Annotated in this window: 15 protein-coding genes; 9 read left to right on the top strand and 6 right to left on the bottom strand. The window is 59.4% G+C overall.

Annotation, left to right across the window (positions count from 1 at the left end; translation table 11 throughout):
• Positions 1–19 precede the first annotated feature (19 nt).
• Complete coding sequence (locus BW967_RS03245) at positions 20–793, bottom strand: helix-turn-helix transcriptional regulator (RefSeq protein WP_076483629.1); 774 nt, start codon at positions 791–793, stop codon at positions 20–22.
• Between the two features lie 184 nt (positions 794–977).
• On the opposite strand from BW967_RS03245, the gene BW967_RS03240 reads away from it, so the two are divergent.
• Positions 978–2072 (top strand): hypothetical protein, encoded by a 1095-nt coding sequence (locus BW967_RS03240; protein WP_076483628.1) that lies wholly within the window; start codon positions 978–980, stop codon positions 2070–2072.
• Positions 2073–2086: 14 nt separating this feature from the next.
• Here the strand turns inward: BW967_RS03240 and BW967_RS03235 are convergent, their stop codons facing one another.
• The 4 genes from BW967_RS03235 to BW967_RS03220 form a co-directional block, all read right to left on the bottom strand.
• Positions 2087–2872 (bottom strand): energy transducer TonB family protein, encoded by a 786-nt coding sequence (locus BW967_RS03235; protein ID WP_076483627.1) that lies wholly within the window; start codon positions 2870–2872, stop codon positions 2087–2089.
• Positions 2869–3288 (bottom strand): TonB system transport protein ExbD, encoded by a 420-nt coding sequence (gene exbD / locus BW967_RS03230; protein ID WP_076483626.1) that lies wholly within the window; start codon positions 3286–3288, stop codon positions 2869–2871. Before exbD ends, BW967_RS03235 begins: the two co-directional genes overlap by 4 nt.
• Entirely contained in the window at positions 3288–4058 is a 771-nt protein-coding gene (gene exbB, locus BW967_RS03225; RefSeq protein ID WP_076483625.1) for a tonB-system energizer ExbB, read from the bottom strand. The genes exbD and exbB overlap by 1 nt, the downstream gene beginning before the upstream one ends.
• 97 nt (positions 4059–4155) lie before the next feature.
• A complete protein-coding gene (locus tag BW967_RS03220; RefSeq protein ID WP_076483624.1) occupies positions 4156–4479 on the bottom strand; it encodes a heme-degrading protein HmuQ in 324 nt (107 codons plus the stop codon).
• 158 nt (positions 4480–4637) lie between these two features.
• On the opposite strand from BW967_RS03220, the gene BW967_RS03215 reads away from it, so the two are divergent.
• The 5 genes from BW967_RS03215 to BW967_RS03195 are packed head-to-tail and all read left to right on the top strand — an operon-like array spanning position 4638 to position 10334.
• Positions 4638–6629, top strand: coding sequence for a TonB-dependent receptor domain-containing protein (locus BW967_RS03215; protein WP_076483623.1), 1992 nt, complete (start codon positions 4638–4640; stop codon positions 6627–6629).
• Positions 6630–6646: 17 nt separating this feature from the next.
• Positions 6647–7693 carry a hemin-degrading factor gene (locus tag BW967_RS03210; protein WP_076483622.1) on the top strand — a complete coding sequence of 349 codons (1047 nt, stop codon included), beginning with the start codon at positions 6647–6649 and terminating at the stop codon, positions 7691–7693.
• On the top strand, positions 7690–8529 hold the full coding sequence (locus BW967_RS03205; protein ID WP_076483621.1) for a heme/hemin ABC transporter substrate-binding protein: 840 nt from the start codon (positions 7690–7692) through the stop codon (positions 8527–8529). The genes BW967_RS03210 and BW967_RS03205 overlap by 4 nt, the downstream gene beginning before the upstream one ends.
• A 1-nt stretch (position 8530) precedes the next feature.
• Entirely contained in the window at positions 8531–9553 is a 1023-nt protein-coding gene (locus BW967_RS03200) for a FecCD family ABC transporter permease (RefSeq protein ID WP_245826418.1), read from the top strand.
• 1 nt (position 9554) lies between these two features.
• Positions 9555–10334 carry a heme ABC transporter ATP-binding protein gene (locus BW967_RS03195; protein ID WP_076483619.1) on the top strand — a complete coding sequence of 260 codons (780 nt, stop codon included), beginning with the start codon at positions 9555–9557 and terminating at the stop codon, positions 10332–10334.
• Here BW967_RS03195 and BW967_RS03190 read toward each other — a convergent pair.
• Positions 10331–11257, bottom strand: coding sequence for a hydrogen peroxide-inducible genes activator (locus BW967_RS03190; RefSeq protein WP_083951908.1), 927 nt, complete (start codon positions 11255–11257; stop codon positions 10331–10333). The genes BW967_RS03195 and BW967_RS03190 overlap by 4 nt on opposite strands.
• A gap of 93 nt (positions 11258–11350) precedes the next feature.
• On the opposite strand from BW967_RS03190, the gene BW967_RS03185 reads away from it, so the two are divergent.
• From BW967_RS03185 to BW967_RS03175, 3 genes are all read left to right on the top strand, one after another.
• Positions 11351–12001 (top strand): peroxiredoxin, encoded by a 651-nt coding sequence (locus BW967_RS03185; protein ID WP_076483618.1) that lies wholly within the window; start codon positions 11351–11353, stop codon positions 11999–12001.
• A gap of 800 nt (positions 12002–12801) precedes the next feature.
• Positions 12802–14673 carry an ATP-dependent nuclease gene (locus tag BW967_RS03180; RefSeq protein WP_076483617.1) on the top strand — a complete coding sequence of 624 codons (1872 nt, stop codon included), beginning with the start codon at positions 12802–12804 and terminating at the stop codon, positions 14671–14673.
• Positions 14674–15138: 465 nt separating this feature from the next.
• On the top strand, positions 15139–15401 hold a 263-nt coding region (locus BW967_RS03175; RefSeq protein ID WP_139327785.1), incomplete at its 3' end, for a recombinase family protein.

Raw genomic sequence — 15401 nt, 5'->3', positions numbered from 1 at the left:
GCCCCGCCCAGTTCTTGCCTTACATCGGCAGCAGGTTGAGCATCATTGCTTTCGCCAGCGCTTGATCGCGGGTCCGTGCCTTGAGTTTTGTCTTTGCGCTGCTGATGTGTTTTTCAAACGTGCGCTCTGACAGGTTCAACTGCCAACAAATCTCGCCCGATCGGTGCCCGGTCATAAGGCCTGCGAGGCAATCGACTTCGCGGGGCGTCAACCCGATCAAAGCATTGGGCCGCTGGTCACGGAGCACATGATCCAAAAGCCACGCCGCCTGCGTGAGTATGGGGCCGACACCCTGCCAATAGGTCGCGAAACTCTCCGCGTTTGGCTGTGGCGCGCACCATAGGCCAAGACCCGCCGCCCCATCGCGTCCCTCATACAGGTGCAAAGAGATTCCCGACACAAGCCCGAGCTCATGCGCTTGTTCACGATAGGCCGCCGCTTCCGGGGTTGTTGTGATCCGCGATTGCCAAACGATGGCACGCTCTCCACGGCGCAACAGCGTGACGGTCGGATCGTAGGTGAAAGCTGCCGTTTCCGCGATCTGCGATGACCAGTCCGCACAATAGCTGTGGCGCTGAAAAAGCGCGCTTGCGGGCGGTGCTTCCTTCAATTCACCGGGGCGCCAAAGCCGCAGATAATGGAACCCCAAAACCTCATGGCTGTGCAAAAACTTACCAAAGGCGGCAAAAGGATCGCGCGCCTTAATCAGCGATTCGCGTAGATCGGCAAGCTTGGGGGGCAGGGCCACTTCCCGTTTGAATGCCGTCAAATAGCTATGTTCAAGCGCCGTCATAGTCGTTGTACCCACCTTCTAAGCAAAAGGCTTAGGCGGGCCGAATCCTTCGCTCAACGGACTCGACTCCGGTCTTGTGTTCGGTCGCTATCGTGTTAGAGGCGTCGCTTGGGTGAATGACGGTCCTTTGGCTTTCGTTAGGGTGTGGTGCGCCGATTGTCGGCGAAGTGTATGAGAGCGTGACATGGACGAGAAACTGGTCCTCCTTGCGATGGAGGCGATCAACGATTCGCAAAAATGGTCGCAAGTGTTGGCCCATATGATGACGGCAACCGGCGCAAAGGCGGCGATCATCACCTTGCGCGACGGTAAAACCTGCCAGATCGTTGATGATGAAGCCTTGCTTACCGAGTATCACTCGCCCTTGGTTTGTGGCTTTTCGATCCAAGCGATCGCCCATTATATGCAAAACCTTCGCACGCGTGACACTTGGGCAGATGTGCAATGCACGCATTATCCGGAGCGGCCGATGTTGATGTCGCGCGTGTTCGACCCCGCCTCCGCGCCGGATCAAAGCTTCTTTGAGTGGGTAAATGCCGCAGGTGTCACGGATACGGCGGTCTTCGAGCTTGAGCGGATGCCGGGCTATTGGACGGCGTGCAATCTGTTCCTTGGGCCGCAATCGGCTGCGGAAAAACAAGCCGCTCTTGACTATGCCGCTGACAATTATTGCTTTTTGCGCAAGGCATGGCAGACAGCGCAGAATATGGTGCATGTTGAACAGGCGCGCCACGCCGCCTTCGATCAATTGGCGCGTATGTCGATTGCCGCCTGTATCACCGGGCCGAATGGCGAGGTGGAGCGCAGCAACGCACTTTTTGATGTGCTGTTGTCCGAGGGGCAAGTGGGCACATGTGGGCCGAAGCGGCGGCTTCTTGTGCCGCGTGCCGCGCAACAGCACGGTGCCGCCAGTTGGCTGGCGTCGGCGGCGAGTGACACAATCGAGGCCAAAGAACCGCTTGATGTCTGGGCGACGCCTTTCTCACCTGATCCGCTTTACCGGGACCAGCGTGCCCCGAGTTGGATCGTGACCTTTGGCAAGAAACGTGATGGCGTCCCTTGCCCGTTGCCGCTGCATGAAGTCGCCCTGACCGCGCAAGAGCGGCGCCTTTTCGATGCAGTGCGGGCCGGGGCGACGGTGGCGCAGGCGGGTGAGGTGATTGGGGTTAAACGGTCGCGCGCCTTCGATATTTGGGCCGAGATCAAGCAAAAGCTCGGGATCCGCAATGCGCACCAGATCCGCGAGCAAAGCACTGTTTCGGTTGCCAAAGCCAGCTAGACGCGAAGGCTTGATCAGCGCCGGAATTGCAGCGCGAGGGCAAAGGTGTGCGAGGGGGTATTGAGCCCCTTTGGCGCGGCGGAGAAGCGCCCGGCTTTGCGCACGGCCGCCAGCGCGGCGTTGTCCAGCGCCCCATGCCCCGATGAACGCGCGACCGTGGCTGCCAACAACTGGCCCGTTTGGCTGACGGTCAGGTTGACGATGGCTGTGCCAGAGGCGCGGCCCGCACTTGCTGGGTAGCGTTTGCTACGCTCGATCCGGCTGCGGATTTGCGCGCCCCAACGGTTCAACAGGTTTTGCGTTTGGCCGGGCGAGAGGGCAGGGAGCGCGGCTTGGCCCGCGGCCCCAGCAAGCTCGGCCCTCCCAGCACCAGAAGCCCGCGTTGCCGCGCGGCTTTCGCTTGGTGTTGGCGCGGGCTCACGTCGCGCGGCCTTCGGTTCTGGTTTCGGCTGCGGGCGTGTTTTCGGGGCTGGGGGATCGGGGCGTATTTCCGGCGGCAGCAAGATCGGATCGGGCAGGGCGACCTGCGGAATATCTATTTTCGGTGCGCTGAGCGGCAGCGTCATTTCCGGGGCGGGCAAGGTTATGGCGGGGGGCGCAAGCTCGATAAACTGCGCCTCAATGGCGGCAAGCGTTTCCAACTCTTGCCCGCCATCGCCCGCAGAAACCTCTGGCCCGCCGCCGTCTTCGCGTGTGATCAGGGCCAACGCCGCGCCATGCAACGCAAGCGAAACCACGAGCCCCGCAGCAAGGGCCCGCGCAGGGAACGGCAAGGGCGCACGCTCAAAAGCAAGGCTCATGGCGCAGCCTTTTCTGCGCCAACAAGGCCGATTTTCAGATAGCCCGCTGCGCGCATCTGATCAAAGAGCGCCATGATCTCCCCATAGGCCACGGCTTGATCGGCGGAGAGGAAAATCCGTGCCGAACGGTCGCCTTCGGTCGCGCTTTCAAGCGCGGGGCCAAGCGCTTCTGCGGTGAGCGTGTCACGACCCAAAAGGAGCACCCCATCGGCCTGAAGTGTCACGATCACCGGGTCTTTGGGGCGGGCTTCAGGCGCGGCAGAGGCTACGGGCAAATCGACCGGCACATCCACGGTCGAAAGCGGTGCCGCCACCATGAAGATGATCAAAAGCACCAGCATCACATCAATAAAGGGGGTGATGTTGATCGCGGCCTCGGGGGCGAGGTCGTCTTCTGCAAAAAGCCGCCCCGCCATTATTCGGCCACCAGATGCAAAGCCTGTGGGGGCGCATGGCGCGCGCGGTCAAGGTCGCGCGAAAGCGTGCGCTCGACAAGCGCGGCGGCATCGGCCAAAGCGGTGCGATAGCCACCCAACGCACGCGTCAGATGGTTGTAAAGCAGTACCGCCGGGATCGCGGCAACCAAGCCGAGCGCCGTGGCCATCAAGGCTTCGGCAATCCCCGGAGCGACCACGGCAAGGCTCGACGATCCACTTTGCGCAATGCCAACAAAGGCGTTCATAATGCCCCAAACGGTGCCAAACAGCCCAATGAACGGTGCCGTCGCGCCAATTGAGCCAATCACCGTGACCCCAGCTTGCATGATCCGGGCGGCGCCCGCCTCGATCCGTGCCAGCTCAATCGCGACGCGTTCTTTTACCCCGGCATCCGGCAGGCCCGCAGAGGCACGGATTTCCGCGCGGGCGGCTTGTGTCATGCGTGCGATCAGCCCCGGCGCGTCTTCCTCTGGGCCAAGTTGCCCTCGTGCGGCAAGCTGGCGATAGTCCCGCCGCAAGCGGTGTTGTGCGCGCGACAGCTGCCAAAGCTTACCCGCCCAGATCGCCCAAGCCAGAATCGAGGCGGCCACCAGTCCAAGCATCACCGCTTTCACAACCCAATCGGCGGCCATGAACATGGCAAGCGGTGTCAGCGCCTCTGAGGCGGCAGCGTCGCGCAATGTTTGCGCAAGCTCTGTCGCCCCAAGGCGGTCAAGAAACAGGATCAAGGGATCGTCGCCGGGCGTCATGGCAAACCTCGCAGGCTGGGGCTGGGAAAGGCGCTGGCGACGGGCTGGCGATCAAGGCGTGTTTCGGATTAAAGTGAAAGAGTCAAGTATAGGCCGCTCAGCCCGCAGGGGTCTTGCGCTGGATCGAGGTGAAAGCCTCAAATTGCGGGCTACCCGCGTGCAGTTTGCGCGTATCACCGGCACGGGCATGGGCCGCGCGGAATTGTTCCGATGTGGTCCCGTTGCGGAAATCGGCCTCACTCTCCCAAACCGTGTGGGAGGCATAGAGCCGCGTGCCATCCTCTGCCTCCGGCCCGCGTAGCATGTTGAATTCAACAAATCCGGGCAATTCATGCAGGCGAGAGTCGCGCCCCAGCCAAAGCGCCTCAAAGGCTTCGGCATTTTCCAGCGGCACGGTGAAACGGTTCATGGCAAGGAACATGGGCATGCTTTCGAAAGGGACGATTCCGCGTCATCCTGCGCCGAAAAAAGATGAATTTCAAATCTTGACTTTATTGGTCAGATTTTTAATTGAAGGCAAAACCGCCATGCCAGCGCCGTGCCAGCAAAGCCAATTTCCGCTTTTTTCTGGAGACACCTATGCGCCATGCATCGCGGCATTTGGCCGCCTTTTTGCTTTGTTCCACGGCTCTTGCCGTGCCGGCTGCGGCACAAGACGCGAGCGATATCACCTATCTTGGGCAGATCGTGATTGGCTATGCCGAAGATGGCACGCCGATCTTTGCGGGGGAAAACGCGACCCATCTTGGGTCTGATGATCTGCGCGGCGCAGCCTCCACCACTGATCTGGATGGGCTTTTGCGGCAGCAAACGTCGGTCTTCACACAAAAAGATCCCGGCAATCCGGGCGTTTCCGTGAACATTCGCGGCTTTGAGGGCTCGGGCCGGGTGGCGATGTCGGTTGATGGCGTGCCGCAGACCTACAGGCTTACCGGGCACGCCGCGCAGGGTTATGTTTTCGTGGATGAAAACCTGCTGGCGGGGGTGGATGTGACACGCGGCCCGGTCACCGCGCTTGGCGGCTCCGGTTTTGCGGGCTCTGCGGATTTCCGCACGCTTGAGGCGGGCGATGTGCTCAAAGACGGGGCCATGCAAGGCGGTATGGTGCGGCTTGAGCAGACCGATAATGGCCATGCGACCTCTGGCATGGCGGCCGCGGCGCTGCAGGCGGGGCGGTTTGACATGCTTTTTGCTGCGTCGCGCCATACGGGTGATGATTATGCCGATGGCGCGGGGGCAACGGTTGCCAACACCTATCAGGATATTTCCTCGCAGCTTTTCAAGCTTGGCTATGACCTGTCGGACAGCACCCGGATCAGCTTTTCGCTGATGCATTATGAAAGCGATTTCTTCGCCACGGGCTATGGGCAGAGCCTGACGAATGACATTGCGAAATTGGGGCTGCGCTACACGCCGGGCTCCGCGCTCATTGATCTGCGGGCAAATGTCTATACCGGAAAGACCGAGACCGATTGGGTGTCTGGCACCGGTGCTTACGTTGGCCGCACGCTTTCGACCCGCACCACCGGTTTTGATGTGACCAATACCTCGGACATCGCGCTTGGCGCTTGGACGCTGACGAGCGCGAACGGGATCGAGGCTTCGCAAGACCGTTTGGGCGGCACGGCGGGCGGGGTGAACCCGACCACGGGCACCGCCAAACGCGCCGCGCTCTTTTCAGAAAACGTGTTTGCCAATGGTCCGTGGGAAGTGACTGCGGGATTGCGGGCGAATTACTACAGCCTGAAAGGCACGGCCTCCTTGGGCGATATCGACATCTCGGATCAGTCGCTCGACCCAAAGCTGACGGTTGCCTATCAACTGACCGACTGGTTCCAGCCCTATGTGACACTGTCGAAGGGGATGCGCGCGCCGACGCTGCAAGAAACCATGCTCGGCGGCAGCCATCCGGGCGGCGGCGTTGGGATGGTGGCGAACCCGAACCTCGAACCCGAAACCGAGCAAGGCTATGAGATCGGGTTTAACCTCAACCGGGAGGGCGTGTTTGCCACGGGCGACCGGCTGACCGGGCGGGTGAACTACTACCACATGGATGTGGAGAATTACGTGGTGGCCCGGTTCACCACCAATAGCTGGGGCCAAACGGGCTATGCCTTTGCCAATTTGCCGGGGACCTCGCGCACCGAAGGGGTAGAGGTTGAACTGATCTATGAACATCCCGGCTTTGATCTTGGGCTGAGCTACACCCACAACAGCGCGCATCTGCCAAGCCAGATGCCGGGCCTTGGCGCGGGGCAATATCTGCCTGATGACACGCTGTCTTTGCGGCTCTCGCGGGATTTGCTTGAGGAGCGGCTGACGCTTGGGGCGCAGTATAGCTATGTCTCGGGCGGGCTGTTCACCGATACCTACACCACCACCGCCTACCAAAAAGACGACAGCTACGAATTGGTCGATCTGTTTGCGAGCTACGCGCTGACAGACGATGCGGTGCTCTATGCCAAGGTCACCAACGTTTTTGACACGGTCTACGTGCCGTGGCTTTCGGCCTCGGCCACCGAAAACGGCCAAGGCCGCACCCTCCACATCGGCACCTCGCTGCGCTTTTGATCCTGAAAGGATATCCTATGACGCTTTCCATTGAAGAGATCCGCGCCGCGAAACAGGCCGCCCCCAAAGCGCGCCCGCGGGAGTTGGCGCGCGATCTGGGTATTCCTGAAGCGGCGCTTTGTGCGGCGCGGATTGGGCAGGGGGCGACCCGCATCAATGTCACGCCCGATGCGCTGATCCCGCGCCTCACCGCGCTGGGCCCGGTGATGGCGCTGACCCGCAACGAAAGCTGCGTGATCGAGAAGGTCGGGGTTTATGACGATTACCGCTCGGGGGCGCATGCCGCGTTGGTGGTGAACGAAGAGATTGATCTGCGGCTCTTCCCCGCGCATTGGGTGTATGGCTTCGCGCTCGAAGAAGAAACCGAACGCGGCGTGAAACGTTCTGTGCAAATCTTCGACGCGGCAGGCGATGCGATCCACAAGATCCATTTGCGCGAAGAAAGCGAGGTATCGCAGTGGGCGGGGCTGGTGGATGCGCTGCGCCTGCCCGATCAAGACCCCGTCTTGTCTTTTGCGCCTCGTAAACCGACCGAGGCGGCAAAGCTCAACCCCGAGAAACTGGCCGATTTGGTGGCGGGTTGGGAGGCGCTTGAGGATACGCATCAATTCCTGCGGCTGTGTTCCAAGCTGAAAATGAACCGGCTGGGGGCCTATCGGCTTGCGGGCGCGCCTTTCGTGCGACCCTTGGCCAATGAGGCGGTGGAACAGTTGCTGCACCAAGCCGCAGAGCAAGCGGTGCCGATCATGGTCTTTGTTGGCAATGCGGGCTGCATCGAAATTCACACCGGGCCGATCCGGCGCGTGGTGGAAACCGGGCCGTGGATCAATGTGCTTGATCCGGGGTTCGATCTGCATTTGCGGCGCGACCACATTGCCGAAACCTATGCGGTGGTCAAAAACACTGCCCGCGGCCCGGCCCATTCGGTGGAGTTTTTTGACGCCGAGGGGGGGCTGATCGCGCAAATCTTTGGCGTGCTGCGTGCGGGTGAAGCGGCGGTCACGGGCTGGAACAGCCTTGTGGCCGATTTGCCGGGGGCTCGGCAGGTGGAGGCGGCGCAATGACCCGCCTTTTCCTTGCGCTTTTGCTCGCATTCGCGCCGCTTACGGTTGCCGCGCAGGAGCGCGTGCTTTCAATCGGCGGAAGCCTGACCGAAGTCGTTGTCGCGCTTGGGCAAGAGGCGCGGCTTGTTGGGCGCGACACCACCTCAACCTATCCCGAAACGGTCACAGACCTGCCCGATGTGGGCTATATGCGCCAGCTTTCGCCCGAGGGCGTGCTGTCGGTGCGCCCCGATCTGATCTTGCTCACCGAAGGGGCGGGGCCGCCTGAAACGCTTGCCACCTTGCGCAGCGCAGGCGTGGATCTCGTCACCGTGGCAGAAGGGCATAGCCCAGAGGCGGTGGTTGCGAAAATCCGTGCGGTTGCGCAGGCGCTGGGCGTGGCACAGGACGGGGAGATCTTGGCCGCCCGCGTGGCAGATGAGATCGCTGCGGCGCGGGCTGCTGCGGTCCAAGCGCCGGGGCCAAAACCGCGTGTGCTGTTTCTTCTAAGCAATTCTGGGGGGCGGCTCACCGGTTCAGGCTCCGACACTGCGGCCCAAGCGATCATCGCGCTGGCGGGCGGTGAAAACGCGTTGACGGGCTTTGCTGGGTACAAGGCGCTGACAGATGAGGCGATTGCGAGCGCCGCCCCCGATGTTTTGTTGGTGATGGAACGTGGTGCCGCAGGGCCACAGGCCAAGACCGATTATCGGAGCCATCCCGCGATTGCGGCGACCCCGGCGGGGCAGGCGGGCCGCGTGGTGCAGATGGAGGGGATGTTCCTTTTGGGCTTTGGCCCGCGCACTGGGCAAGCGATTGCGGCGCTTCATGGCGCGCTTTATCCGGAGCTGCGTTAAAATGGCGGCGCATCGTCTGCCCGTTCCGGTGGTTGGCGGCGCCCTTGGGGTGTTGCTTGGTGCGGCAACGGTGGCCAGCCTGAGCCTTGGGGCCTCTGGGCTTTTGCCTTGGGAGCCGCTTTGGCGAGAGATTTCACCAACGGAGCGGGCGATCTTGTTTGACATCCGGCTCCCGCGCCTGCTTTTGGGCGCGCTGGTGGGGGCGGGGCTCGCGGTTTCCGGCGCTTTGATGCAGGGGCTCTTTCGCAATCCTTTGGCCGATCCGGGTCTTGTCGGCGTGGGTGCTGGCGCGGGGCTTGGCGCGGTGATTGCCATCGTCTTGGGGGGCGCGCTGCCCGCCGCGCTGCGCGCGGCAACGGGCATTTATTTGGTGCCGATCTTCGCTTTTGCGGGGGGCTGGGCGGCGACGTTGATCCTTTACCGTGTCGCCAGCGCGCGCGGCCAAACCTCGATTGCCACCATGCTTTTGGCGGGTATCGTGCTGGGGGCTCTTGCGGGGGCCGTGACGGGGCTTTTGATCTTTGCCGCCGATGATGCGCAGTTGCGCGATCTGACCTTTTGGGGGCTTGGCTCGCTGGCGGGGGCGAATTGGCCCAAGCTTGCTGCCGCCGCGCCGATTTTGATTTTGGGGCTTTTGAGCACCCCGCTATTGGCGCGCGGGCTGGATGCAATGGCTCTTGGCGAGCCCGTCGCGCGGCATATGGGGGTGCCGGTTGAGCGCGTCAAACGCGGGGCGATCCTTGCCGTGGCGGCGATGACGGGGGCCTCGGTCGCGGTTTCAGGCGGCATTGGATTTCTTGGCATTGTTGTGCCGCATATCCTACGCTTGGCGATTGGGCCGGGGCATCGGTTGCTCTTGCCGCTTTCGGCGCTTTTTGGGGCCGCGCTGCTGGTCGCGGCGGATACTGCCGCACGGCTTTTGGTGGCCCCTGCCGAACTGCCCATTGGCATTTTGATGGCACTGATCGGCGCGCCGGTGTTTTTGTGGATATTGCTCGCGCGCCGCGCGCATCTGGAGATTTGAGATGCTGGAGGCCGAACAGCTTGGCGCAACTTTGGGCGGGCGCGCGGTGTTGCAGGCGGTGCATCTGCGGGCGCGACCGGGAGAAATCACCGCCATCGTCGGGCCAAACGGCTCTGGCAAGACCACGCTTTTGCGCCGCCTGACGGGGGATCTGGCGGGCGCGGGGGTGGTGCGGCTCGAAGGTGTTTCGCTCACCACGCTCTCTGCGCGCGCGCTTGCACGACGTCGCGCCGTGCTGCCGCAATCGGTTTCGGTCGGCTTTCCTTTCACGCTGCGCGAAGTGGTGGCGATGGGCCATGCGTCTGGCAATGCCGCGCATCTGCCCGGTGTGGTCGAAGCCGCGCTTGAAGAGGTTGGTCTTGCAGATAAAATCGACGGCTTCTTCCATGATATGTCCGGCGGTGAGCAGGCACGCGGGCATCTGGCTCGGGTCCGCGCACAGGTCTGGGCCCCTGTGTATGAAGGGCGCCCTGCTTGGCTTTTCGTCGATGAGCCGGTGGCCGCGCTCGACATTGGTCACCAACTACAGGTGATGGCCGTGCTGCGCCGCTTTGCCGATGCGGGCGGCGGGGTGATTGCCGTGATGCATGATCTCAACCTCACAGCGATGCATGCCGAACAGATGGTGTTGATGGAGGCGGGCAAGATTTCAGCCGCCGGTTCGCCCGCCGAGGTGATGACCGCGCCACTTCTGTCGCGCGCCTATCGCTGCCAGCTTTGCATGAACACCGCCCCCAAAGACGGGGTTTGGCTTTTGCCCCAGGTTGCCACGATGCTTTAAGGCATTTCGCTCATGATCTTGCGCGCTTCGATCAGCTCCGCCCCGATGCGGCGGTAAAGCGGAGCTTTCGCCGAGGTCTTGCGCCAGCCCAGCACCACCCGGCGCGGGCAGGCCTCGGGCAGCGGCGCGGTGTCGATCTCTGCCCCCGCCCCCCCCCCGGCCGCGATCGCAAGATCGGGCAGAAGCGTGATCCCGAGCCCCTCGCCGACCATCGCGATCAGGGTCGGCAGCGAGGTTGCCGCGAAACTGTCGTCTTGCGCGATGTTGCGGTCGGGAAAGGCCGAAAGCGCATGGCGTTGCAGGCAGTGGCCGCGCTCGAGCAGCATCAGCCGCGCCCCCTCCAGCGCCTCGGCCCGCACCTCGCCCGCGCCTAAAGAGCCGGGTCCTAAAGTGCCGGGCGGCGCAGCAAGGTGATAGCCGTCGTCGAACAGGTCCATCACCTCGATCCCCTCGGCCTCGAAGGGCAGCGCGAACAAGATCAGATCGAGTCGCCCCGCCGTCAGCCCGGCAATCAGGCTTTCGGTCATTTCCTCGCGCAGGAACAGCCGCAGATCGGGAAAGCGCGCGCGCAGGCCGGGCAGCGCGCGCGGGATCAGATAGGGACCGATGGTGGGAATGGCGCCAAGCCGCAGATCGCCGCCCTCTGGCGCGGCCTGCGCGCGGGCAAGGTCTTCGATCTCCTGCGCCGCCAGCAACAGAGCCCGCGCCCGCGCCGCGATCTCGCTGCCCAGAGGCGTCAGGATCACGCTGCGCCGGGTGCGCTCGGCTAGGGCCACGCCAAGCCGCGCCTCAAGCTCTGCCAAAGCGGTCGAAAGCGTCGGCTGCGTCACAGCGCAGATCTCGGCCGCGCGCGAGAAACTGAGCGTATCGGCCAGCGCGACCAGAAAGCGCAACTGGCGCAGGGTGAGATGCGGCATATACATTGGCTTTATCTATCACAGATCGCCGCACAATCAATTTCAACTATGATGTACCCGAGGCTAGATCTTCCGCAACGCAACCCAGGAGGATCTCCGATGACGACCGACACCCCCACCGCCCTGCCGATGCCGCAACTCAACGCCCCGGCGCCCGCCTTCGACGCGCCCACCACGCATGGCCAGCGCAAGCTTTCCGATTATGCCGGAAAATGGCTGATCCTGTTCTCGCATCCGGCCGATTTCACACCGGTCTGCACCACCGAATTCATCGCCTTCGCGAAGCTTCAGCCCGAATTCGAGGCGCGCAACTGCGCGCTTCTGGGCCTCTCGATCGACAGCCACTATTCGCACATCGCCTGGATGCGCAACATCAAGGAGAAATTCGGCGTCGAGATCACCTTCCCGATCATCGCCGATCTGTCGATGAAGGTGGCGCAGGCCTATGGCATGATCCAGCCCGGCGCCTCCGACACCTCGGCGGTGCGCGCAACCTTCATCATCGACCCGCAGGGCAATCTGCGCGCGATGCTCTACTATCCGATGGTGACGGGCCGCCAGATCGACGAAATCCTGCGCCTGCTGATCGCGCTGCAAACGGCTCAAGAGCATCAATGCGCGATGCCGGAAAATTGGCGTCCGGGCGACGCGGTGATCGTGCCGCCCCCTGCCACGCCCGAAGCCGCCGAAGCCCGCGCCTCGGAAGGTTACAACACGGTCGATTGGTATTTCTCCACCCGCGCGCTTTAAGGGGAAACTTCCGGCGCGGCAGCAATGCCGCGCCAAATGATCGCGAGTAGCGCGCGGCGCTAATGACGATATCTAGGGTGCCGAGATGAGACCCCAGTCTGAGGGTTCTTGTGCGGACGACTCATCGGAAGGAGCATTGTATAGAACCTCGGTGTAGAACCGAATTCAACTTAAGCCTCTGATAGAGGTCAACTTCTTGACATATAATAAGAAAATATGGTGCTGCAAGAGAGGATTGAATTCCAGTTTTTTGCGGCTTTGCTGTTGATATATAACGGAAAAATTTTCAGCCCGTCAAGCTTTGTGTAGAAACTCGGTGGGGCGTGCCTGGGGCAAGTGATAACTACCTCTGGGTGCGGCACCGTACGAAGAAGATAGCCTCCCAAACAGGCAAAGTTTTGCTTTGAACGCCTTCTTTGCGGGTTCGTGAAAAAGCATAGTGGTAGCTTTGCCCCTCCTTCACGGCCTCCGATTTGATCTGTTCTAAATACAAAATATGTGTTGGCTACATCTTACACGCCGCATGAAATTTACAACTTTGCGGTATAAAACGATCTTACGGTGCGTTGTCACTACGGGGATGATCGATAGCGCAGTAGACTGTCTTCGTCGAAGCGTGATTATAATTGGAAGCTGGAAGCTGGAAGCTGGAAGGTGTTGAATGTGTCTCTAGCAATCCGTGCGAGTTGACAACGATACCTCAGCGCACGTCTTCGCCGTAGGTTAGATCGCTATTGCCCAATGAACACATTGGGTGCATTTATAGGTCAACACGAATTTCGTTATCGTTTGAGGTTGCCATGCGCATAATAGATAAGATTGAAGTTCACTATTTTAGATCTCTATTTTCTGCGCAGCTAGATCAAACAAAAGATCTCAATATAATATTCGGGCGCAATGATAGCGGGAAGTCAAATTTACTAAAAGCGCTAAATTTATTTTTCAACAACAAAGTTGATGATGGCGATGCCGAATACCGAACTCACTTTGATTTCTCAATGAACTTATCAGACGCCAGAAAAACATCAGCCAAAAAATTTGTTTGGATCAAGGTCACCTTCAATACCCCTCCCAAATATGCAGGCACCCTCGGAGAAAAGGTGGTAATAAAACGTCAGTGGAACTCTACAGGCAAGATACCGGATGAAGCCTGGATAATAAATGGAAAAGAGTTGATAGGAAAAGCGGACTTCACTTCTAGCAAAAAGACGCAATTGACTCGGTTTCTCAATGACATAGATTTCGCGTACATTCCGGCCATCAAAGATCGGGACTCATTTGCACGTCTAATTGAGCGAATGTACGGCGCCATCTCGCAAAATGCAAAGTTCATCCAGAAAACAAACCATTTTATTTCCGCGATAGGGGAGGAGGCTGCAAATTTAACCAACAGCATATCAAATGTCATTCCGGGAAATGCCGTGCTATCTCCTCCAACTGATATGGAGAGGCTTTTCCGAAATCTCGACTTTTCTGTTGGCATTGGGCAGCATTCTCTGCTTCGCCAAAAGGGTGATGGCATAAAGGCACGATATATTCCTGAAATTCTACGCTTCATAAATGAGTCGGAAAGCAGGAAAAAGTTATTCGTTTGGGGGTTTGAGGAGCCCGAGAATTCACTGGACTTGGAGGCCGCATCATCAGAGGCTAGAAGATTTAAAGCGTTCTCCACTAGAGAGGATACTCAGGTTTTCATCACAAGCCATTCGCCCGCATTTTATCTCGCAGAAGCAGACGAGCTCCATGGGGAAAGCGTAAAGAGATTTTTTGTTACAAAGCAGGAGTCCAATGACGACGGAAACGTGTACCCTGAAGATGCCATAACGCCGATAGATGACATCATGCAAACTGAGAAAGTCATGGAAGGCGCGGGCTTGCTCCGACTTCCTTACATCATCAAACACGTTGCTGAACTTAACGAAATGATTGCCAGCGAGCAAGCTCGCACCGAAGCGCTTGCAGAAGAAATTACGGCTATGAAGGCGCAGATTGAAAATCTCGAGCGTCCAACGCTCTACACAGAGGGAATACATGATAAATATGTGGTTGAGAAAATCCTCGACGCCATGAATAAGAAGGATGCAGTAAATGTTTCCACGTTAGGAGGGACGCCGAAAACTGCGCATGCGATAATAACATCCGTCTTGCGTGGCGGTGGCATCACTCCCGGCACCCCAATTTTCTTTTTATTTGATAATGATAAGGCGGGTCGAGGTGCCGCGGAAAAAATAAGCAACCAAAATGCCAAGGCACTTATCGAGCCGGTTCAATTCGCGAAAGATGTCTGGACCTGGATTTTGCCACTAGACGATGATTATCGGGAATTCCTCGCTAGATGGAATCTGAGTGAAAGCAATGCGTTTCATCCAATGGAATTCATGTTTCCTGCGCATGAAGCTGCAGCAGCGTACGAAAGCATACTAAATGCCCAAAATAAAATTCCGGGACTAGCATTGGATGACACGATTCAAGGTGATATATGGGATGGTGTAAAAAGCAACCAAGCTTTAAGTCGAAAGATCACAGGTTTGAACAAGGGTAATATCGATTGGTTTTACTCGAGAGGTGTTGATGACAATTGCAAGGCCGCTTTCAGTGAAGCGTGCATTAACATGTCTACCGAGAGAATAAGATCAGTTCTTAGTCGCATTTTGTTTTCGCTAGACGCATAACATCCGTGGCGCGTGGCATTCGAAACCACACGCGTGAAAATTAGTGACTGACAGAATGTGCATCTCACCTATCGACACGTTTAATAACTTCGAATTTGGAATGCCATTCGGAGTGGCATGAAGAAAATAATGGATATGCCATTTAGATTTTCGCAAAAATCTGCGACCTCAAGATAGATACCTGCTGCCCGCGCCTATCCCCCGGTGGGGGTGGATGACCCAGGCCGAGGCGGTCAAAGCCTTGCTCAGGGGCGGCGGCGGTCGCCGTGGTCATCGCCGTGCCCGCCAACGGCCCCGCTTTGTCATCCTTCGGGGGCCTCTCCCTGCCCAGCGCATCGGTGACCGCTAGGCTATACCGTAGCGTACACCTCAGAAATGCCCGAAAAGTCTGTCCGTAAGGGTTGACTTTTGCTTTCGTACAGGTCTTCTATCGGGCAATACCTTTCCGTACAGCCTGAGGCCACTATGTCCCGCACCATTCTTTACGCCCGTGTCTCCACCGAGGACCAGAACAGCAGCCACCAATTGGCCCAGGCCGAGGCCGCAGGCTTCACCTTCGATAAGGTGGTGGTCGATCATGGCGTCTCCGGTGTCTCGGTGCCGCTGGCGGAACGCCCCGAGGGCAAACGCCTCTTCGACATGTTACACCGGGGCGATGTGCTGGTGGTGCGCTGGGTCGACAGGCTGGGGCGGAACTATCAGGACGTCACCGACGTCATCCGCCACTT

Source organism: Rhodobacter aestuarii, from assembly GCF_900156655.1.
Taxonomy (GTDB): domain Bacteria; phylum Pseudomonadota; class Alphaproteobacteria; order Rhodobacterales; family Rhodobacteraceae; genus Rhodobacter; species Rhodobacter aestuarii.
The sequence above is the reverse complement of the archived record's forward strand: the minus strand, read 5'-3'. Positions and strand labels throughout refer to the sequence as shown.

Bases quoted from the DNA above. Each gene is read 5' to 3' on its own strand.
- BW967_RS03245 (WP_076483629.1), bottom strand. From the start codon at position 793: ATGACGGCGCTTGAACATAGCTATTTGACGGCATTCAAACGGGAAGTG.
- BW967_RS03240 (WP_076483628.1), top strand. From the start codon at position 978: ATGGACGAGAAACTGGTCCTCCTTGCGATGGAGGCGATCAACGATTCG.
- BW967_RS03235 (WP_076483627.1), bottom strand. From the start codon at position 2,872: ATGAGCCTTGCTTTTGAGCGTGCGCCCTTGCCGTTCCCTGCGCGGGCC.
- exbD (WP_076483626.1), bottom strand. From the start codon at position 3,288: ATGGCGGGGCGGCTTTTTGCAGAAGACGACCTCGCCCCCGAGGCCGCG.
- exbB (WP_076483625.1), bottom strand. From the start codon at position 4,058: ATGACGCCCGGCGACGATCCCTTGATCCTGTTTCTTGACCGCCTTGGG.
- BW967_RS03220 (WP_076483624.1), bottom strand. From the start codon at position 4,479: ATGTTCCTTGCCATGAACCGTTTCACCGTGCCGCTGGAAAATGCCGAA.
- BW967_RS03215 (WP_076483623.1), top strand. From the start codon at position 4,638: ATGCGCCATGCATCGCGGCATTTGGCCGCCTTTTTGCTTTGTTCCACG.
- BW967_RS03210 (WP_076483622.1), top strand. From the start codon at position 6,647: ATGACGCTTTCCATTGAAGAGATCCGCGCCGCGAAACAGGCCGCCCCC.
- BW967_RS03205 (WP_076483621.1), top strand. From the start codon at position 7,690: ATGACCCGCCTTTTCCTTGCGCTTTTGCTCGCATTCGCGCCGCTTACG.
- BW967_RS03200 (WP_245826418.1), top strand. From the start codon at position 8,531: ATGGCGGCGCATCGTCTGCCCGTTCCGGTGGTTGGCGGCGCCCTTGGG.
- BW967_RS03195 (WP_076483619.1), top strand. From the start codon at position 9,555: ATGCTGGAGGCCGAACAGCTTGGCGCAACTTTGGGCGGGCGCGCGGTG.
- BW967_RS03190 (WP_083951908.1), bottom strand. From the start codon at position 11,257: ATGTATATGCCGCATCTCACCCTGCGCCAGTTGCGCTTTCTGGTCGCG.
- BW967_RS03185 (WP_076483618.1), top strand. From the start codon at position 11,351: ATGACGACCGACACCCCCACCGCCCTGCCGATGCCGCAACTCAACGCC.
- BW967_RS03180 (WP_076483617.1), top strand. From the start codon at position 12,802: ATGCGCATAATAGATAAGATTGAAGTTCACTATTTTAGATCTCTATTT.